Origin of the sequence: Rhodoferax fermentans (assembly GCF_002017865.1) — a bacterium.
In the GTDB taxonomy this organism is placed as follows: Bacteria; Pseudomonadota; Gammaproteobacteria; order Burkholderiales; family Burkholderiaceae_C; genus Rhodoferax; species Rhodoferax fermentans.
In genome coordinates this window covers 2901200-2921805 of record NZ_MTJN01000002.1, presented here as the reverse complement: position 1 = coordinate 2921805, position 20606 = coordinate 2901200, and the positions used below count along the sequence as shown (strand labels likewise).

The following is a 20606-nucleotide window of genomic DNA, read 5'->3' as shown; positions in this document are numbered from 1 at the left end:
CCAGGGGCCGATTTCTGGTACCCCAGTATGAGGCCCCTGGCCATACCCGCCCCGGCGCACCAACACGCTGAACAACCAACACCGCTGGATGAACAGAACCAACGGAACAAGCACCAACAGCATCACCCGCAAGAAGGACTCAGCACCCGCTTCATAATGCCATCACTGCCCTTCAGCCCACACGCAACCTGCCCTGCCCGACATGAAACTCATCGAGACCCTCACCCAAAACAGCCCCGCCATCGCCGCCCTGCGACGCGACATCCACGCCCACCCCGAGCTGTGTTTCAAAGAAGTCCGCACCGCCGAGCTGGTGGCAAACAAACTCAGCGAATGGGGCATCCCGGTGCACCGTGGCCTGGGCACCACCGGTGTGGTCGGCATCCTGAACGGGCGCGACGGCGGCGCCTGTGGCCATGCGCTGGGCCTGCGTGCCGACATGGACGCGCTGCCGATGCAAGAGCTCAACACCTTTGCCCACGCCAGCACCCACCCCGGCAAGATGCACGCCTGCGGCCACGACGGCCACACCGCGATGCTGCTGGCGGCAGCCCAGTACCTCAGCAGCCACCGCGACTTTGACGGCACCGTCTACCTGATCTTCCAACCGGCCGAAGAAGGCGGCGGCGGCGCACGCGAGATGATCAAGGACGGCCTGTTTAAGCAATTCCCGATGCAGGCCGTGTTTGGCCTGCACAACTGGCCCGGTTATGAGAGCGGCACATTTGCCGCCAGCCCGGGGCCGGTGATGGCATCCAGCAACGAGTTCAAGATCACCGTGCGCGGCAAGGGCGGCCACGCGGCAATCCCGCACAACACGCTCGACCCGGTGCCGGTGGCCTGTCAACTGGTGCAGGGTTTTCAGAGCATCATCAGCCGCAACCTCAAACCGATCGATGCCGGCGTGATCTCGGTCACCATGATCCACGCTGGTGAAGCCACCAACGTCATCCCCAACAGCTGTGAATTACAAGGCACGGTGCGCACTTTCTCCTTTGAGGTGCTGGACCTGATCGAGCAGCGCATGAAGGACATGACCGAGCAGCTGTGCGCCGCGTTTGGCCTGAGTGCGGACTTTGACTTCCACCGCAACTACCCGCCCACCATCAACAGCGCGGCCGAGGCCGAGTTTTGCCGCCAGGTGATGGCCGAGATCGTGGGCCCCGACAAGGTGCACACCCAGGAGCCCACCATGGGCGCGGAAGATTTCTCGTACATGCTGCAAGAAAAACCGGGCTGTTATGCCTTCATCGCCAACGGCGACGGCAGCCACCGCGAGCTGGGCCACGGTGCGGGCCCCTGTGTGTTGCACAACGCCAGTTACGACTTCAACGACGCGCTGCTGCCGCTGGGTGCGACCTACTGGGTGCGGCTGGCACAGACCTGGTTGTCAAAGCAAAAAGAATAGCTACCAGCCCTTATTTTATAAGGGCCAGATCCTGATTTATTGTGCAAACCGGCGACTGGCCATCTCCAGCAGGCCGTCAAACAGCAGGTTGTCGACCAGCTCGAATGTGCTGGTCATGCTGGGTGCCACCTTCCAGCCGGCGCCACCGGTCATCAGGCACAGCGGCTCGGCGCCACAGTGCTGGCGCACATGCTGCAACATACGGTCCACCGCACCCACAATCGCGTAGGTACCGCCGCTGGTGAGGGCGTCACTGGTGTTGGTGGGGAAATCGACCACATTGCCGGTCGGCACACTCAGGCCAGCGGTGCCGGACTCCATGGCGCGCAACATGATGCCGTGGCCGGGCAGGATCAGGCCGCCCAGAAAACGGCCGGTGGCGTCCAGCGCATCCACCGTGACGGCCGTGCCGACCATCACCACCACCAGCGGTCGCGCCGGGCCCAACTTGAGGGCGCGGTGCCAGGCGCCGATCATCGCCACCCAGCGGTCGGCCCCCAGGCGCGCCGGGTAGTCGTAGCCGTTGGTGACACCGGCCTCTTCGCTGCTGGCCACCACCCACTGGGCCGACACGTCCCACAGCTCCATCTGTTCTTCGACCCGGCGTTTGACCGCCTCACCGGCCACCAGGCAACCCAACACATGCTGCGGCGGCGGGATGCGTGACCAGTCACCTTCAGCCAGTGTTTCGATGTTGTCGAGGAATTGCACCCCCTGGGCCAGCACCGGCGCGTCGCGCCTGGGTGCAGCATGCAGGGCCCATTTCAGGCGGGTATTGCCCACGTCCATTGCCAAAAAAGTCATGCCGGGGATTATCAGCACAAACCCGCCGTCCATCGGCACGACAGCCAGGCCAGCAGGCCCTGACATCGTGTCAGTTGAGCTAGCTCAATAAAACAGCGTCCGTGGGCATCGAGCAGATGGCTGGGCGTGAGCAGGCCTCAACCCTGGCGCCAGGGCAGGCCATGAAAGCGCCAGCCACCGCGCCGGTTGCGCTGGGCGTGCTCGTCCGGGTCACCTTCAAAACCTTCGAGGATGTTGTAGGCCTGCAGCCCCAACTCGGTGGCACGCTGGGCCGCTGCAACCGAGCGCACCCCGCTGCGGCACAACAATAGCACTTTTTGGCCTTCGGGCACAGCGGCTTGCAACTGCGCATCAAAGTCGGGGTTCATCGCCATGCCGGGCCATTGTTTCCAGGCCACGGCGATGGCGCCGGGCACAAAACCGACCCAGGCGCGCTCGGCATCGGTGCGCACATCCACCAGCACCGCTTCACCCGCCTCAAACCACTGCCAGGCCAGGGTGGGCGACACGTCACCGGCGTAACCGTCGACCGGGCGCGGCAGCAGGCTCTCGGGCGCTGGGGTGTCGTGGCGCAGACCAGAGCGCAGGTTGGCAGGCACCGCCTCCTGGATGCGTTGGGGCGGCGGCAGTTTCAGCGCGTCCATGATGGCGACAAACTCGGCCTGGCTCTTGCCCGCCACCCGGGCATTGCTGGCCTTTTCCTGGCCGATGCTGGACTGGGTTTTGCCCTGGTAGTCATGTCCTGGCCAGACGATGGTGTCGTCGGGCAGTTTGAACAAGACCTCGGTGAGGCTGTGGTAGAGCTGGACTGCGCTGCCGGACTGGAAATCGGTGCGGCCACAGCCGTTGATCAGCAAGGTGTCACCCGTGAACACATGGCTGCGCCAGACAAAACTCATACTGCCTGCGGTGTGGCCCGGCGTGTGCAGGGCGCGGATTTGTTCAGCGCCAAAGTCCAGCACATCACCGTCCTTGAGCTGCACTGAGGCCGTGCTGATACCACAGCCTGCCGGTGCAGTGGTTTTGGCGCCAGCCAGTTCGGCCAACTGGCCCGCGCTGGTGATGTGGTCGGCATGGGCATGGGTTTCGAGTGCCCAGATGAGTTTGAGACCATGTTCGCGCAACACCTGCAAGTCGCGCGCGATCTGGGTGTCCACCGGGTCGATGATCACGGCATCACGGCTGGCCGGGTCAAACAGGACGTAGGTGTAGGTGCTGGAGGCGGTGTCAAAAAGCTGGATGGGTGTCATGGCATCAGGTCCGAGGGTGTTCAAGGCAGTGGCTGGCGACCACACGGCAATGTAACGCGAAAGCACCGTTTCAAGTACCATGCGCACCAGATTGACGTTGACGTCAACGTCAAGTCAGTTCAAACCGATGAAATCGCGGTTTGAACCTTACAACGATAAGTACCCGACTGGAGACAACCATGACCGACCTGTCCACCGACCTCAAGGCCCTGGCCCACTACCGCCCGACCCACAAAGTGCGTTTTGTCACTGCGGCCAGCCTGTTTGACGGGCATGACGCCTCGATCAACATCATGCGCCGCATCCTGCAGAGCATGGGCGCCGAGGTGATCCACCTGGGCCACAACCGCAGTGTGGACGAGGTGGTGACCGCCGCGCTGCAGGAAGACGTGCAAGGCATTGCCATCAGCTCCTACCAGGGTGGCCATGTGGAGTACTTCAAGTACATGGTGGATCTGCTCCGTAGCCGGGGCGGCGCCCACATCCAGGTGTTTGGCGGTGGTGGCGGTGTGATAGTGCCCAGCGAGATCGCCGAGTTGCATGCCTACGGTGTGCAACACATCTTCAGCCCCGAAGACGGCCAGCGCATGGGCCTGGCCGGCATGATCGGAGAGATGGTGAAGTCCTGCGACCAGGACCTTTACGGCTACGCGCCCACGGACATCCAGGCCATCCAGGGCCACACCGACGCGAGCTGGCGCGCGCTGGCGCAGCTCATCACCGCGCTGGAGAATGAAAACGCCTCGGGGGTAGGCAAAGGCGAGTTTTCAGTGCCTTTTAAGGCGCTAGCCATCGATTTACAAGGGCTAGCAGCTACTAAAAAGATACCTGTCCTGGGCATCACCGGCACCGGCGGTGCAGGCAAATCGAGCCTGACCGACGAGCTGATCCGCCGCCTGCGGCTTGACCAGAACGACAGCTTGCGCGTGGCGGTGATCAGCATCGACCCGAGCCGCCGCAAGAGTGGTGGCGCGTTGCTGGGTGACCGCATTCGTATGAACGCCATCAGTCCTTGGACAACACATGCCCCCACGCTCCCCACGACGTGTGGTTCGCTGCCCCCCGAGGGGGCTGGTATCGCCTTGGGGCGGCCCGGCGGCGATACCGGCGCCCGGGTCTTCATGCGGTCCTTGGCCACCCGTGACTTTGGCTCCGAGATCAGCGCTGCCCTGCCCGATGTGCTGGCGGCCTGCAAGGTGGCTGGCTTCGACCTGATCATTGTGGAAACCTCGGGCATTGGTCAGGGTGACGCGGCCATCGTGCCGCATGTGGATGTGCCGCTGTATGTGATGACGCCCGAGTTTGGCGCCGCCAGCCAGTTGGAAAAAATCGACATGCTGGACTTTGCCGAGTTTGTGGCGATCAACAAGTTTGACCGCAAGGGCGCCGTGGATGCACTGCGCGATGTGGCCAAACAGGTGCAGCGCAACCGCGAAACCTTTACCGTGCCGCCCGATCAGATGCCTGTGTTTGGCACCATGGCCGCCCGCTTCAACGACGACGGTGTGACCGCGCTGTACCAGGCCTTGAAAGTGCGGCTGGCTGAACTCGGTCTGCCACTGGGTGAATCGCACCTGCCCGTGGTCATGGTGCGCCACAGCACCAACCAGAGCCCGGTGGTGCCCGCCGCGCGCACCCGCTACCTGGCCGACATTGCCGGCACGGTGCGTGCTTACAAACAAAAAGCCCGTACCCAAGCCAGGCTGGCGAGGGAGATCCAGCAGTTGCGCGCCGCTGCCGCTATGCTGCAAGACAACGGCACCAGCGCGGCTGCCGATGCCGCCAGCACACTGGCCCAGCAACGCGAACAGACCCAAGACCACGCGGCCCACAAGCTGCTGGCCCAGTGGCCGGAGATGCAGCGCGCCTACGCGGGTGACGAGTATGTGGTGAAGATCCGCGACAAGGAAATCCGCACCAGCCTCACCACCAGAAGCCTAAGTGGCACCCCCATCCGCAAGGTCTGCCTGCCGCAGTACGAGGACCATGGCGAGATCCTCAAATGGCTGATGCTCGACAACGTGCCCGGCAGCTACCCCTACACCGCCGGCACCTTTGCCTTCAAGCGCGAGAACGAAGACCCGACGCGTATGTTCGCCGGGGAAGGCGACCCGTTTCGCACCAACAAACGCTTCAAGTTGCTCAGCTCAGGCATGGCGGCCAAACGTCTGTCGACCGCTTTTGACTCCGTCACCCTCTACGGCAACGACCCCGACCCGCGCCCGGACATCTATGGCAAGGTCGGCAACAGCGGGGTGAGCATTGCAACGATTGACGACCTGAAAGTGCTGTACAGCGGTTTTGACTTGTGCAGCCCCAACACCAGCGTGAGCATGACCATCAACGGCCCGGCGCCGAGCATCCTGGCCATGTTCATGAACGCAGCCATCGACCAGAACCTGGAGAAGTTCGCCTCTGACAACGGCCGTGAACCCACCGATACCGAAGCCGCCAAAATTCGCGAATGGGTGCTGGCCAATGTGCGCGGCACGGTGCAGGCAGACATCCTCAAGGAAGACCAGGGACAGAACACCTGCATCTTCAGCACCGAGTTCAGCCTGAAAGTCATGGGTGACATCGCCAGCTATTTTGTGCACCACAACGTGCGCAACTTCTACAGCGTGAGCATCAGCGGCTACCACATCGCCGAAGCCGGTGCCAACCCGATCAGCCAGCTGGCGTTCACACTCTCCAACGGTTTCACCTATGTAGAAGCTTATTTGGCGCGCGGCATGCACATTGACGACTTCGCGCCGAATCTGAGTTTTTTCTTCAGCAACGGCATGGACCCCGAATACACCGTGATGGGCCGGGTGGCGCGGCGCATCTGGGCGGTAGCGATGAAAGAGCGCTATGGCGCCAACGAACGCAGCCAGAAGCTCAAATACCACATCCAGACCAGCGGGCGCAGCCTGCACGCGCAGGAGATCCAGTTCAACGACATCCGCACCACCTTGCAGGCACTGATTGCCGTCTACGACAACTGCAACAGCTTACACACCAACGCGTTCGACGAGGCCATCACCACCCCAACCGAAGACTCAGTGCGCCGAGCGATGGCCATCCAGCTCATCATCAACCGCGAATGGGGCCTGGCCAAGAACGAGAACCCGTCACAAGGCGCCTTCATCATCGAGGAGCTGACCGAGCTGGTGGAAGAAGCGGTGTTGCTGGAGTTTGAGCGCATCACCGAGCGTGGTGGTGTGCTGGGCGCCATGGAAACCGGCTACCAGCGCGGCAAGATCCAGGACGAGTCGATGACGTATGAGATGCTCAAACACACCGGTGAGTTGCCCATCATCGGTGTCAACACCTTCCGCAACCCGCATGGTGACCCGGTCAATGACAAGCTGGAACTGGCACGCTCCACCGACGAAGAAAAACAAAGCCAGTTGCAGCGCCTGGCCGACTTCCACACCCGCCATGCGGCCGAGGCACCGGCCATGCTGAAGAAACTGCAACAAGCCGTGATCGACAACCAGAATGTGTTTGAGGTGCTGATGGACGCGGTGCGCTGCTGCTCCCTGGGTCAGATCACCAACGCCTTGTTTGAGGTAGGTGGGCAGTACCGGCGTAACATGTGAAGCGAGTCCACTCTGGATTTGATAGCTTGATGCCCTTTTGATACGAGGGCTAGAGGCTAAAAATGCATAAAAAAACGGCCCGATTTGGGCCGTTTTTTTGGCGCCGCATGAAGCGGCTATAGCAGGGATTAGCCGCCTTTTTTGCAACGCTTGCCGGGGTTTTTCTTGTTGTTGGTGGCAACGCCGCGCTCCAGGCTGCGCATCTGGCCGTGGCCAGCGGTGTAGCACACGCCCTTGGGGGCAACAGGACGGGGCGTCGCTTTGCGGTCAGCTTCTGTACGAAATTCTTTGGCCATGATGAATGGGCTCCGGCAGGTTGGTAAAAGGGACGATTATCCTATTTTTTAGATTGGCTGTTCCCAAGCCAAAGACGAAGACCTCTCAAGCGCCCAAAAGCGGGCGATTGGTGCGTGATCAGCGCCTTACTTGGGGGTGCTGCTTTGAAAACGCCACCACACCATATAAATCGCCGCCAACAACAAAGGCAGCGACAGCATCGCCCACAACTCGCCCCGGTAGATTGAATAAATCAGGAAACGCACCTGGTGCCCACCGTCGGTAAACGCGGTGATCAGGCCCAGTCCGGCAGAATCGAAAGACGGTGTCTCTCTGGCCAGTTTGGTGTAGAGCGGCGCCATATTGGAAGCAATCAGCAAGAACGTGATGATGACCGGCACACCGGCCACCACCGCGCGAAACACATTGCCACGAAAAATCAGCACAGACAAAGACATCACCGAGAACAGGTTCGGCAAATCGCCCAGCGGCAAGACTTTGTTGCCAGGCAGCACCAGCGCAATCAGCACCGCCAGCATCATCAGGATCAGCCCGGTGACCATCACCGACTTGTGGTGCATCAGAAAACCGGTGTCCATCGCCACAATCAGATTTTTGCGATGCGGAAAAAACCGCGTCACCTGATCGCGCAAGGCCACGGTTACCGGCATCATCGCGTCACCAATCAGCCCGGCACTCTTGGGCAGCAAGAACATCACCGCTGAAATGTGCACCGCCAATTCCAGCGTGGCACCCAAGTCATAACCCGCAGCCATGGCCAAAACCAGGCCCATCACGGCACCAATGATCATCGGCTCGCCCAGCAGGTCAAAACCACTGCCCACCGACGGCTCATCGCCTTTGCTGTGGGGGTTGTAGTTCAAGCGCTTGATCACCGGAATACGGTCCAGCAGCCAGTCCACACACACGGCGTAAGGCACCAATCCGTTGACCGAGACAGGGGAGGCCGAAATACCCACCAGACCAGTTTCGCGCTCCACATCGGGCGCGGTCCATTCGGTCATCTTGAAACAAAACACCGCAATCACCAACACGGCTGACAAGCCCAGCGCCATGCTGCCAGTGACCGCCATCACCAGCGCACCCATCAACGCAAAGTGCCAGTAGTTCCAGATGTCAATGTAAATGGTGCGGGTCCAGCCCAAAGCCAGCATCAGCAGATTGGCCACCAGCACCAGCGGGATCGAAATAGCCGCCAGCGGCGAGGCCCAGGTGATGGCGGCCAAGGGTGGCCAGCCCACGTCCAGCACCGGGAAATTGAGCCCGCGCACGCTGGTGAGCTGCTGCACCGCCGGGCTGATGTTGGACACAAAGAAGTTGAAGGCGATGAACACCCCGGCAAACCCGGCCGCCAAGCTGACCGTGCTGAGCACTACCTGGCGCAGCGGCAGCCGGACCGCCAGCGCAATGAAGAAGATGATGATGGGCAGCATCACATAGGCCTTGAAACTGAAAAAGGCCGTCAAAAACGCTTGGAGAGACTGCATGGTGTGCTTGGGTTCAATCAGGTAAATAAAGAGCGGGCGCAGGCCTGGTCAGACCGGCGGCCAGACCAGAGAGTCTTTGGCCCAGCTCGCCACAGGGGAGCATTGATGTCAGCAAGGCGTTTCGGGGTGGCCGCCTGCGGCCATTCGTGTTACGCCGCTTCCTTGTAAAACACGTTTTTTTGCAGCGTGCGCCCAGCCATGGGCGCCACCTTGTCGTGGATGGCGCCAATGTGGGCGGGTGTGGTGCCGCAGCAACCGCCCACAATGTTGACCAGCCCCTCTGCGGCAAATTCACCCACCAGGCGGCTGGTCACATCCGGGGTTTCATCAAAGCCGGTGTCGCTCATCGGGTTGGGCAAACCGGCATTGGGGTAGCAGCTGATGAAGGTGTCGGGTGCGGCCTTGTTCAGCTCTTGAATATAGGGACGCATCAGCGTGGCACCCAGGGCACAGTTCAGGCCAATGGCCAGGGGCTGCGCGTGGCGCACGCTGTGCCAGAAGGCAGTCACCGTCTGGCCGCTCAGAATCCGCCCCGAGGCATCGGTCGCGGTACCACTGATCATGATCGGCAGGCGTTCACCACTGGCTTCAAAATACTCGTCAATCGCAAACAGGGCGGCCTTGGCGTTGAGGGTGTCAAAAATGGTTTCAACCAGCAACACGTCCGCCCCACCCTGCACAAGCGCTTCCACCTGTTCGTAATACGAGGCGCGCAGCTCCTCAAACGTCACATTGCGTGCGCCGGGGTCGTTCACATCGGGGCTGATGCTCGCGGTTTTGGGTGTGGGGCCGAGCGCACCCAGCACAAAACGCGGTTTCTCGGGGGTGGAGAATTTGTCGCAAGCGGCGCGCGCCAGTTTGGCAGACGCCAAATTCATCTCGTAGGCCAGATCCGCCATGTCGTAGTCAGCCTGGGCAATACGGGTGGCGCCAAAGGTGTTGGTCTCGATCATGTCGGCCCCTGCGGCGAGATAACGCTCATGGATGTCGGTGATCACGTCCGGGCGGGTCAGGCTCAACAGCTCGTTGTTGCCTTTGACATCCTTGTGGAAGTCTTTGAAACGCGCACCCCTGTATTGGGTTTCGTCAAGCTTGAAACGCTGGATCATGGTGCCCATGGCGCCATCAAGCACCAGGATACGTTGTTCAAGCAGGGCTGGCAGCTGTTGGGCGCGGGTATAGGTCAGGCGTGTCATAACGCTATTGTAGAAAGCCGTCTGCTATCTGGCTCCGCGCTGGTGGTTCACCCCGTTTGGCCCATGGACGTGCGGACGCGGACTCAATGCAGCGAACAGCCACCCGGTCCGGCCGCGTTCGGGCAGCCACCACACGGGCCCGGCGGCATAGCCGCCATGTCTGGGCCGGAGGCTGTGGTGGCAAACACCGACAGCTGTTTCTCGAGCGCTTTGGATTGGCAATTCGGGCATTCAGGCACGGTGTCTGAACGCACCAGGGTTTCAAATTGGTGGCCGCAGTCGCTGCAGGCATATTCGTAGATGGGCATGACAACTCCTTGTGTGGTGCGGAATTATCGATCTGCCGAAAGCCCATCGAGCACCCAAGCCAGACACCGATTCAAGACATGCTCAAACCGTGCGCGACGGCGCAGGCAGGTCTACCACAGCAAAACGTTCAGCGCCCGTCCACTCACCTCCAGCGCCTGCGCCGTGTGGTTGTAGGCGATGCTGCCGTGTGTTTCGGCTTGCCTGGCATCTCCGGCTTCGTGCAGCAGGGCCGCCTGACGATGGTGCTTGACGGCTTTTTCCAGTTGTACGGCCGCTTCACGGTGGAGAAACTGCGGGGTCACGATGGACACCGGGGGAACGTTTGTGTCTGCGTAGCTCATGTGCACACTCCAGGACAGGTCAAAAGACCATCGTAGAGTGAGGTTTTGGGGTTAACAGTGCGCCACCACACACACGATCACAGCCTTGGCCGATAGACCGGCTTCGGGTCTCCCTCCAGATACCCCCTGAGCATGGCCGCGCGAGGGGGTCAAGCCCGAACACCGTGCCGGGTCTTTTTGAAGTCTGGCGCCAGAAAGCAAAAAGCCCGTCATGAAGACGGGCTTTTAAACATATGGAGCGGGAAAAGAGGTTCGAACTCTCGACCTATACCTTGGCAAGGTATCGCTCTACCAACTGAGCTATTCCCGCATTTATCACTTTTGGCGGAGTGGACGGGACTCGAACCCGCGACCCCCGGCGTGACAGGCCGGTATTCTAACCAACTGAACTACCACTCCACTCGGTTTCTTTTGCATCACGCAAAAATATGGCTCCTCGACCTGGGCTCGAACCAGGGACCTACGGATTAACAGTCCGGCGCTCTACCAACTGAGCTATCGAGGAACAAACCAACACAAAGAAAAGCCCATCACAGGGATGGGCTTTTACCATTTCTGGTGGCCTGGGGCGGAATCGAACCACCGACACAAGGATTTTCAATCCTCTGCTCTACCGACTGAGCTACCGGGCCTAAGCCTCATAGTATAGCAGTTTGAATGCGCAGTTCTGGGGCAAGACTCAGATTTTCAGTTGCGTTTGGTGCGCGACAGATTCACACCCAGCTGTTTGAGCTTGCGGTACAGGTGCGTGCGCTCCAGACCGGTCTTTTCCGCGACACGTGTCATGGAGCCGTTTTCCTTGGTCAGATGGAACTCAAAGTAGGCTTTCTCGTACTCGTCTCGGCCTTCGCGCAAGGGTTTGTCGAGCATGAAGTTCTGCGTTGACTGCGGACCGAGATCAGCCACCGCCTCATGATTGACACCCACGATCTCGCTGACCTTGATCAGGCTGTCGACACGTGGGCTCATCAGACCGGGCAGTGGCGCAGCTTGCTTGCGTGGAGAGCCGCGCGCCAGGCCCTGCTCCACCGCTTTGAGCAATTTTTGCAGGGTGATGGGTTTTTCAAGAAACGCCAGCGCGCCAATGCGTGTGGCTTCCACTGCCGTGTCGATGGTGGCGTGACCACTCATCATGATCACCGGCATGGTCAGCGCACCGGTGGCAGACCACTCCTTGAGCAAGGTGACGCCGTCGGTATCAGGCATCCAGATGTCCAGCAGCACCAAGTCAGGTCGCTCACGGTGCCGGGCAGCACGCGCCTGTGCGGCGTTTTCAGCCAATTCGACGGTATGGCCCTCGTCGTTGAGGATGTCACACAACAAATCACGAATCCCCAGTTCGTCATCCACCACCAAAATGTTTGCCATGTTGTGCCGTTTCCCTTAAATGTGCCTGCTTTTGCAGCCTTACGTCGTCTGATGCGTCTGTGCGCGTTCCACACTGAATGATAACGACACCTGGGCACCTAGCACCTGACCATCCTGCAGCCGATTGGTGATTTCGACCCGGGTGCCGTGCTCGTCTGCTATCTTTTTCACGACAGCCAGCCCCAGACCGGTGCCTTTGTCCTTGGTGGTGACATAGGGCTCGAAGGCACGTTTGAGGATGTGATCGGGAAAACCGGTGCCACTGTCCTGCACACTCAGACGCACACGTTGCGTGCCTGGCAACCATCGGGTTTTGAGCAGGACCGGGTGCTCCGGGCTGGCCCGGCCAGCACTGACGGTGGCGTCCTGCGCGTTTTGCAACAGGTTGTGCAACACCTGGCGCAGCTGCTGAGGGTCGCCCAGCACAGGAAGGCAGGCAGGGTCCAGCTCGGCAAGAATGGGAACCTGGGCATGGTCAGGGGCATACAGGTTGAGCACCTCTTGCACCAGCGCATTGAGGTCAAGAGCTCTGAGTTCGGCCGCAGGCAAACGGGCGTAGTCGCGAAACTCGTTGACCAGTCGTTTCATGGCCTCCACCTGGTCAACAATGGTTTTGACAGACTTGGCCAACAGGGTCTGTTCTGTGGCGGCCAGCTTGCCGGTCAGCTTCATCTCCAGGCGTTCTGCCGAGAGCTGAATGGGGGTCAAGGGGTTCTTGATTTCATGGGCCAGGCGCCGTGCCACCTCACCCCAGGCCTGGGCGCGTTGGGCAGACACCACCTCAGAAATGTCGTCAAATACCAACAGATTCTGGTTGCTGGGCAGTTCGGCACCACGCGCAATCAGGGTGATAGTGGTGTTGCTGGGGCGGCCCGTCGGGTCCAGACTGGTGTTGCCCAGCTCGAACGACTGTTGCCAGTGGTCCAGATTGCGCTCGCGGCCATAGGCCAGAAAAGCTTCGAACTGTTGCTGCACCGCTTGACCGAATGCTGCCAGCTCTTCGATGTCAACCAGGCGCCGTCCTTCGTAAACCGCCAGCGGCAGCTTCAGAATGCGGGTGGCGCCGGGGTTGGACGAGATGATGGTACCGTCCGGCGCCAACACCAACACCCCGGTGGTCAGGTTGTCCAGGATGGTTTGCAAATGGGCTCGTGCGGCGTTGGTTTGCGCCATGCTGGTGTGCACCGCCTGGCGTGCTTCCAGCAGCTGCTGGGTCATGTCGGCAAAAGAGCGGGTCAGGCCGTCGAGCTCGTCCTTGCCGCGCAAGGAGGCCTTGGGCGAGAGGTCACCCGCAGCCACCTCACGCACCCCATCAGCCAGCACCAGCAGCGGTCGGGCAATCTGGTTACCCATCACCACCGCCAGCAACACCCCCCCAAAAACCGCCATGAACAGGCTCAGCGTCAAGGTGCCGATGTACATACGACGCAGGCCTTCACGCGCCAGGGCCCGCTCCTGGTATTCGCGGTTGGCCTGGGTCACAGCCAAAGCATTCTCTACCAGCGTGGTTGGCAAGACCTTGCCCGCCAGCAAATACCGCGCTTCGCCCAGTGTGCCCACCGCCGCACTGTTGACCAGCGCCAGGACCTTGATCCGTGCGGGTGTTGCACCGGGCACCAAGCCCTCATCCAGGCCTTCGATCCAGGTGATGGCACGTTGACTGCGTGCGGCTCGAAACTGCTGGGGTGTGGGCATCTCCGGGGTCAACTGGTAGCGCGATTCACCCGCCGCAGCCACCAGACGTCCCGAGGCACGCCAGAGTTGCAGATCATCGGCCCCCATGGCATCGCGTGCACGCTCCAGCGGCAGCGCCACCGTGACGTCAGCCTTGTCAGCCAGCTGGGCTGCTGCGGTGCGGGTTTTACCCTCCAAGTCGGCAGACAAAGCCTCCAGCGTGGTGCGCCCCAGATTCAAGCCCGCAGCCAGCGCGCCTTCAACTTCCACGTCAAACCAGCTCTCGATGGAACGCGACACAAACTGGTAAGACACCACATAAATCAGCACACCCGGCGCAAACCCGGCCAGTGCAAACACGGCGGCCAGCTTGACCAGCAAACGGCTACCGAATTTCTTCTGCCGCAAGCGCTTCACCAGCCGCCAGGCAATCCAGGCAATCGCCAGCAGCAGCAACACAGCCACCACTACATTGACGGCAAACAGCACCTGGTAGTTGCGCTCGTACAAGACCCGGTTGCTGGTGGCTTGCGTCAATAAAAACATGAGCACCAAACCCACAGCCACCATGGCCGTCAGGCCAACGCCAATGGTCCAGCGCAGCGCCTTGGATTTTCTGGAGACCTCAGCGCCAGTGGCACTCACTTGACACGCTCCAGGTCAAGTGGCTGCGACTGCCGCAGTTCGATCATCCAATCTGACTGCCCCAGGGTGCCAATCTGCAGCGGCCGGGGCAGTTGTGAGGTGTCCAGTTCAAAGCTGAAATCCACCAGATATTTGTTGCCAGACGGGAGGTCTTGCACCTCGGCGATCTTCCAACGCGAGATACGGCGCACCACCGCCATGGCATCGTCCAGACTCTCAAAACTTTGACCCAGCGTGAGCCCTTGGGTGGTCTCGTTCATGTCGGCGGCACCGATGGTGAGTCGCCAGCGCCGTGTCAGGGGATGGTAGGCCAAACGCATGCGCCGCTGCGCCGTGGCGATGGTCTTGCTGGTCCAGTACCAGCGCTCGCGCAGCAGTTCGGACTGCGCCACAAAGTAGATGGGAATCCCTTTGTACAGTGCGTCTTCCACCACCACAGGCAGCTCAAACTTGAGCTGGACCGACAACAACAAGCTGCTGTCCGAGCGCTCCAGCGTCAAAGACGGTCGACTGCCTGACTCTGCGGCACTGGCGCTTGCAGCGGCCGCAGGCGTCCACGCCTGCAGCCAACACAGCAGAACAGCCGCCAACAGCCCAGCCCAGCCGCTAGGCCGCTTGTTTGTCGAATAACGCGTAATAAAAGCCATCATGGTCACCGATGGGATTGTCGGCGGGTGTTGCCCCCTGTGGCGCACCGTGAGGCAACAAATGCCCCGGGGAGCTCAGCATTTTGGCGTCACTGTGGTTGGCAAGAAACGCGGCCACCTGCTGCGCGCCTTCCTGGCGAAACACCGAGCAGGTGCAATACAGCAGTCGGCCACCCGGTTTCACCAGGGGCCACAGCGTGTGCAGCAAACGCGCCTGGATGGCGGCCAGTTGGGCAATGTCGGTCTGGCGCCGCAGCCAGCGGATGTCCGGATGCCTGCGCACAATGCCTGCGGCCGAGCAAGGGGCGTCCAGCAAAATCGCATCAAACGGGGTGCCATCCCACCAGGCTGACACATCGGCGGCGTCTGCCGCGACTACCTCAGCCTGCAGGCCTAGGCGGGCCAGGGTCTGGTGGATACGTTCACAACGTAGCGGGTCCACGTCCAGTGCGGTGACCTGGGCCTGGCTCAGCTCCAGCAGATGGGCGGTTTTGCCACCGGGTGCGGCGCAGGCATCGAGCACCCGCAGTCCGTCCACCGGCGTCAGACCAGACAACAACAAGGGGGCCGCCAGCTGTGCCGCGCTGTCCTGCACCGACACCCAGCCTTGCTCAAAACCGGGCAAGTGCTGCACTGCACAGGCACTGGCCAGCACCACACCATAGTCCCCGATCAGGCGGCCCGGGATGCCAACCTCAGACAGCTTTTCAAGATACTGGGCCGGTGTGCCCAGGCGGGCATTCACACGCAGCACCATGGGTGCGTGCTGGTCGGCCGCAGCCAGGATGGCTTGCCACTGCTCAGGCCAATCGGATTGCAGTTGCTTGATCCACCAGGCCGGATGGTTCCAGTGCGCCACCGGGTCTTGGTCCGTCTGCGCCACCAAGACCTCACGTTCACGCACAAAACGCCTCAGGCAGGCATTCACAAAAGAGGCCTGGGCCTTGAGGGCAGGCGTGCGTTTGGCGCACTCCACCGTCTGGTTGACCAGTGTGAAGGCATCGTAGGACGCGTTTTGGGGGCGCCACAACAAGGCCAGCGCTGTACACAACAGGGCATCCACGGCAGGCGGAGGGGTACGGGATGCCAGCAGCTTGCGCAGCGCCTGAGCGCGCCCCAGAGAGCGCAGCACCTCAAAACTCAGCGCCTGGACACCGGGCCGCAGCGCAGGCGCCACCGCGGCCAAAGCAGTCGTCCCCGACTGCCCCTGCCGGATGGCCTGCAGCACCTGGGTGACCGCTTGTAACTGGCGCCACAAAGGCAATCGCTGTTCATCGTTCATCACATTTCAGGTATAAAAAACGCCTCAGGCCCTTATATATCGGGCGTGAGGCGCTATATTTTTATAGAGCAAACAGCTTATTCGGCTGCAGCGCCCTCTCCCAGCTCGGCTTCACTTTCACCGGCCAGTTCAGCGGCTTCGGCTTCGGCAATGGCACGACGCTCGGCATCATCCATGTTTTCACGCACATTGCGCGCTTCGTGGTAAGCCATACCGGTACCGGCCGGGATCAGACGACCCACGATCACGTTTTCCTTCAAGCCACGCAACTCGTCGCGTTTGCCCATGATCGCAGCTTCGGTCAACACCCGGGTGGTTTCCTGGAAGGAAGCCGCAGAGATGAACGAGTCGGTGGACAAAGAGGCCTTGGTGATACCCAGCAACAGGTTGGTGTAGGTTGCTGGCACCTTGCCCTCGGCACGCAAAGCATCGTTGGTGTTTAGCATCTCAGAACGCTCAACTTGCTCACCCACGATGTAGGTGGAGTCGCCTGCACTCTCGACCACCACACGGCGCAGCATCTGACGAACAATCACTTCAATGTGTTTGTCGTTGATCTTCACGCCCTGCAAGCGGTACACGTCCTGCACTTCGTCGACGATGTAGCGCGCCAGTTCTTCGGCACCCAGCAGGCGCAGGATGTCCTGCGGATCGGCTGGGCCGTCCACCACGGACTCGCCCTTGTTGACGATCTGACCTTCGTGCACCAGGATGTTCTTTTCCTTGGGCACGAGTTCCTCCCAGACCTTGCCTTCTGGGTCGGTGATCTGCAGGCGGATCTTGCCCTTGGTTTCCTTGCCGAAAGAAATGGTACCGGTCATCTCGGCCAACACACCCTTGTCCTTGGGTGAACGGGCTTCAAACAACTCAGCCACACGCGGCAGACCGCCGGTAATGTCGCGGGTCTTCTGACCTTCGACCGGGATACGTGCCAGCACTTCGCCGGGACCCACGTCTTGACCGTCACGCACTTGCACCAGGGCACCAATCGGGAAACCGATGGTTACAGAGTGGTCGGTGCCGGGGATCTTGACTTCGTTGCCATTGGCGTCGATCAGCTTGACCTGCGGACGCACCACCTTGGCAGAACCACGGCGTTTCGGGTCGATCACCACCAGGGTGGACAAACCGGTCACTTCATCGACCTGCTTGGCCACCGTCAGACCTTCTTCCACATTCTCGAAGTGCGCTTTACCGGCGAATTCGGTGATGATGGGGCGGGTCAGCGGGTCCCAGTTAGCCAGGATCGTGCCAGCCTTGATGGTCTGGTCGGCCTTGATCGTCAAAATGGCGCCGTAAGGCACTTTGTGACGTTCGCGCTCACGACCATGTTCGTCTTGGATGATGATTTCGCCGGAACGGGAAATCACCACCAGGTCGCCCTTGCCGTTGGTCACATAACGCATGGTGGCGTTGAAACCGATGTTGCCGTTGGACTTTGCTTCCACGCTGGACGCGATGGCCGCACGCGAAGCCGCACCCCCGATGTGGAAAGTCCGCATGGTCAGCTGGGTACCGGGCTCACCGATCGACTGCGCCGCAATCACGCCCACGGCTTCACCGCCGTTGACCAGACCACCACGGCCCAGATCGCGGCCGTAGCACTTGGCGCAAATACCAAAGCGGGTTTCGCAGGTCAGCGCGGTGCGGACCTTGACCTCGTCGACGCCAGCGGCTTCGAGCATCTCGATCATGTCTTCATCGAGCATGGTGCCCGCAGGTGCCAGCACCGAGCGGTTTTCCGGATGCAGGATGTCGTCGGCAGCGGTACGGCCCAGGATACGGTCACGCAAAGACTCGATGGTTTCACCACCTTCGACGATGGCGCGCATCAGGTAACCGGCGTGGGTGCCGCAATCCTGCTCGGTCACCACCAGATCCTGCGTCACATCCACCAGACGACGGGTCAGGTAACCCGAGTTGGCGGTTTTCAAAGCGGTATCGGCCAGACCCTTACGTGCACCGTGGGTGGAGATGAAGTACTCCAACACGTTCAGACCTTCGCGGAAGTTCGCGGTGATGGGCGTTTCAATGATCGAGCCATCGGGCTTGGCCATCAGACCCCGCATACCGGCCACCTGGCGAATCTGCGCCGCAGAACCGCGGGCGCCGGAGTCGGCCATCATGTAGATGGAGTTGAACGACTCTTGTGGCACCTTGTTGCCATGACGGTCAATGACGGTCTCTTTGGAGAGTTGACCCATCATCACCTTGGACACTTCGTCACCGGCTTTGCCCCAGATGTCCACCACCTTGTTGTAGCGCTCACCAGCAGTCACCAGACCGGAGGTGTATTGCTGGGCGATTTCCTTAACCTCAGCTTCAGCACGTTCGATGATGCCCGGCTTCTCAGTGGGCACCAACATGTCTTCGATCGAGATCGAGATACCGGCACGGGTTGCCAGACGGAAGCCGTATTGCAACAGCTTGTCGGCAAAAATCACCGTTTCCTTCAGACCACACTTGCGGAACGAGGCATTGATGAGTCGGGAAATTTCCTTCTTCTTGAGCGCCTTGTTGATGAACTCAAACGGCAAGCCCTTGGGCAGGATTTCGGACAACAGGGCACGGCCAGCGGTGGTTTCCCAGAGCTTGGTCGAAGGCACCAGTTCGCCGGTTTCCTTGTTCTTGGTGTACTCGGTCAGGCGCACATTGATACGTGCACTCATCTCGACTTCACCCGCATCAAAAGCGCGTTGGACTTCGCTCACGTCCGAGAAGATCAGGCCTTCACCCTTACCGTTGATGCGGTCACGGGTGGTGTAGTACAGACCCAGCACCACGTCTTGAGACGGCACGATGGACGGCTCGCCATTGGACGGGAACAGCACGTTGTTGGAGGCCAGCATCAGGGTGCGGGCTTCCATCTGGGCTTCGACCGACAAAGGCACGTGGACAGCCATCTGGTCACCGTCAAAGTCGGCATTGAAGGCCGCGCACACCAGCGGGTGCAGCTGGATCGCCTTGCCTTCGATCAGGATAGGTTCAAAGGCCTGAATGCCCAAACGGTGCAGGGTTGGCGCACGGTTCAACATCACCGGGTGTTCTTTGATGACCTCTTCCAGAATATCCCAAACCACCGGCGTACCGGTTTCGACTTCCTTCTTGGCCGCCTTGATGGTGGTGGCAATGCCCATGGCTTCCAGGCGCGCGAAGATGAAGGGCTTGAACAGTTCCAGCGCCATCAGCTTGGGCAGACCACACTGGTGCAGCTTGAGTGTCGGGCCCACGGTAATCACCGAACGGCCGGAGTAGTCGACGCGTTTACCCAGCAAGTTCTGACGGAAACGACCACCCTTGCCCTTGATCATGTCGGCCAGCGACTTCAGGGCACGTTTGTTGGCACCGGTCATGGCTTTGCCGCGACGGCCGTTGTCCAGCAAGCTGTCCACCGACTCTTGCAACATGCGCTTTTCATTGCGGGCAATGATTTCCGGTGCTTTGAGTTCCAGCAAACGGCGCAGACGGCTGTTGCGGTTGATCACGCGACGGTACAGATCGTTCAAGTCAGACGTGGCGAAGCGGCCACCGTCCAGCGGCACGAGTGGGCGCAGGTCGGGTGGCAGCACCGGCAACACGTCGAGCACCATCCACTCGGGCTTGATGCCCGACTTTTTGAACGCTTCGAGCAACTTGAGGCGCTTGGTGTTCTTCTTGATCTTGAGCTCTGAGCCGCTGGGGTCGTTGCGCAGCTTCTCGATTTCGCTTTCGATGTCGAGGTTTTGCAGCAATTCCTTGACGCCTTCGGCACCCATCTTGGCCTGGAATTCGTCGCCGTATTCCTTGAACTTGGCGTCGAAGTCGTCCTCACTCATGATGCTGAATTTCTTCAGCGGGGTCATGCCGGGGTCGGTCACCACGTATGCTTCAAAGTACAACACACGTTCGATGTCACGCAGGGTCATGTCCAGCACCAAGCCCAAACGGCTGGGCAGGGACTTCAGGAACCAGATGTGGGCGCAAGGAGCGGCCAGGTCGATGTGACCCATGCGTTCACGACGCACCTTGGTCTGGGTGACTTCAACGCCGCACTTTTCACAGATCACACCGCGATGTTTCAGGCGTTTGTACTTGCCGCACAGGCATTCGTAGTCTTTGATGGGGCCAAAGATCTTGGCGCAAAACAGACCATCACGCTCAGGCTTGAAGGTGCGGTAGTTGATGGTTTCGGGCTTTTTCACCTCGCCAAAAGACCAGGAGCGGATCTTTTCAGGCGAAGCCATACCGATCTTGATCGCATCAAAGTGTTCGTCGGGCGTGAATTGCTTGAACAGGTCGAGTAATGATTTCATGAGACAAATTCCTTTTAATCGG

Annotated in this window: 14 protein-coding genes, 4 tRNA genes and 1 pseudogene; 2 read left to right on the top strand and 17 right to left on the bottom strand. The window is 60.5% G+C overall.

The window, feature by feature from the left end:
• Positions 1 to 202 precede the first annotated feature (202 nt).
• Entirely contained in the window at positions 203 to 1408 is a 1206-nt protein-coding gene (locus RF819_RS13650) for a M20 aminoacylase family protein (protein ID WP_078365489.1), read from the top strand.
• Between the two features lie 36 nt (positions 1409 to 1444).
• On the opposite strand, the gene RF819_RS13645 is transcribed toward RF819_RS13650, so the two are convergent.
• The 3 genes and pseudogenes from RF819_RS13645 to RF819_RS21755 form a co-directional block, all read right to left on the bottom strand.
• Positions 1445 to 2212, bottom strand: coding sequence for a type III pantothenate kinase (locus RF819_RS13645; protein ID WP_078366949.1), 768 nt, complete (start codon positions 2210 to 2212; stop codon positions 1445 to 1447).
• Between the two features lie 137 nt (positions 2213 to 2349).
• Positions 2350 to 2841: a rhodanese-like domain-containing protein gene (locus RF819_RS21760; protein WP_420853867.1), complete on the bottom strand. Its 492-nt coding sequence runs from the start codon at positions 2839 to 2841 to the stop codon at positions 2350 to 2352.
• A gap of 120 nt (positions 2842 to 2961) precedes the next feature.
• Positions 2962 to 3462: pseudogene (locus tag RF819_RS21755) on the bottom strand (MBL fold metallo-hydrolase); the annotation flags it as partial.
• Positions 3463 to 3641: 179 nt separating this feature from the next.
• Here RF819_RS21755 and icmF point away from each other — a divergent pair.
• The gene (gene icmF, locus RF819_RS13635) at positions 3642 to 7046 is read left to right on the top strand and encodes a fused isobutyryl-CoA mutase/GTPase IcmF (protein ID WP_078365488.1); all 3405 of its coding nucleotides are present in this window, start codon (positions 3642 to 3644) and stop codon (positions 7044 to 7046) included.
• A gap of 128 nt (positions 7047 to 7174) precedes the next feature.
• Here the strand turns inward: icmF and RF819_RS21435 are convergent, their stop codons facing one another.
• From RF819_RS21435 to rpoC, 14 genes are all read right to left on the bottom strand, one after another.
• Positions 7175 to 7342, bottom strand: a complete 168-nt coding sequence (locus tag RF819_RS21435) for a hypothetical protein (protein WP_169906443.1) — start codon at positions 7340 to 7342, stop codon at positions 7175 to 7177.
• Between the two features lie 126 nt (positions 7343 to 7468).
• Positions 7469 to 8830, bottom strand: a complete 1362-nt coding sequence (locus tag RF819_RS13630) for a PTS transporter subunit IIC (RefSeq protein ID WP_078365487.1) — start codon at positions 8828 to 8830, stop codon at positions 7469 to 7471.
• 149 nt (positions 8831 to 8979) lie between these two features.
• Positions 8980 to 10026, bottom strand: a complete 1047-nt coding sequence (locus tag RF819_RS13625) for a homocysteine S-methyltransferase family protein (protein ID WP_078365486.1) — start codon at positions 10024 to 10026, stop codon at positions 8980 to 8982.
• A gap of 83 nt (positions 10027 to 10109) precedes the next feature.
• A complete protein-coding gene (locus RF819_RS13620) occupies positions 10110 to 10334 on the bottom strand; it encodes an FmdB family zinc ribbon protein (protein WP_078365485.1) in 225 nt (74 codons plus the stop codon).
• Positions 10335 to 10445: 111 nt separating this feature from the next.
• Complete coding sequence (locus tag RF819_RS13615) at positions 10446 to 10676, bottom strand: hypothetical protein (protein ID WP_078365484.1); 231 nt, start codon at positions 10674 to 10676, stop codon at positions 10446 to 10448.
• Between the two features lie 234 nt (positions 10677 to 10910).
• A tRNA-Gly gene (locus tag RF819_RS13610) sits at positions 10911 to 10986 on the bottom strand.
• Positions 10987 to 10998: 12 nt separating this feature from the next.
• Positions 10999 to 11075: transfer RNA gene (locus RF819_RS13605), tRNA-Asp, on the bottom strand.
• Positions 11076 to 11105: 30 nt separating this feature from the next.
• Positions 11106 to 11181 (bottom strand) — tRNA-Asn (locus RF819_RS13600).
• Between the two features lie 51 nt (positions 11182 to 11232).
• Positions 11233 to 11308: transfer RNA gene (locus tag RF819_RS13595), tRNA-Phe, on the bottom strand.
• Between the two features lie 55 nt (positions 11309 to 11363).
• The gene (locus tag RF819_RS13590; protein WP_078365483.1) at positions 11364 to 12044 is read right to left on the bottom strand and encodes a response regulator; all 681 of its coding nucleotides are present in this window, start codon (positions 12042 to 12044) and stop codon (positions 11364 to 11366) included.
• A gap of 39 nt (positions 12045 to 12083) precedes the next feature.
• Positions 12084 to 14363 carry a sensor histidine kinase gene (locus RF819_RS13585; protein ID WP_244899906.1) on the bottom strand — a complete coding sequence of 760 codons (2280 nt, stop codon included), beginning with the start codon at positions 14361 to 14363 and terminating at the stop codon, positions 12084 to 12086.
• Positions 14360 to 14953 carry a DUF4390 domain-containing protein gene (locus tag RF819_RS13580; RefSeq protein ID WP_158081283.1) on the bottom strand — a complete coding sequence of 198 codons (594 nt, stop codon included), beginning with the start codon at positions 14951 to 14953 and terminating at the stop codon, positions 14360 to 14362. The genes RF819_RS13585 and RF819_RS13580 overlap by 4 nt, the downstream gene beginning before the upstream one ends.
• 16 nt (positions 14954 to 14969) lie before the next feature.
• Positions 14970 to 16292 carry a 16S rRNA (cytosine(967)-C(5))-methyltransferase RsmB gene (rsmB, locus tag RF819_RS13575; RefSeq protein ID WP_078365482.1) on the bottom strand — a complete coding sequence of 441 codons (1323 nt, stop codon included), beginning with the start codon at positions 16290 to 16292 and terminating at the stop codon, positions 14970 to 14972.
• Between the two features lie 77 nt (positions 16293 to 16369).
• Complete coding sequence (rpoC, locus tag RF819_RS13570; RefSeq protein WP_078365481.1) at positions 16370 to 20584, bottom strand: DNA-directed RNA polymerase subunit beta'; 4215 nt, start codon at positions 20582 to 20584, stop codon at positions 16370 to 16372.
• Positions 20585 to 20606: the final 22 nt, after the last annotated feature.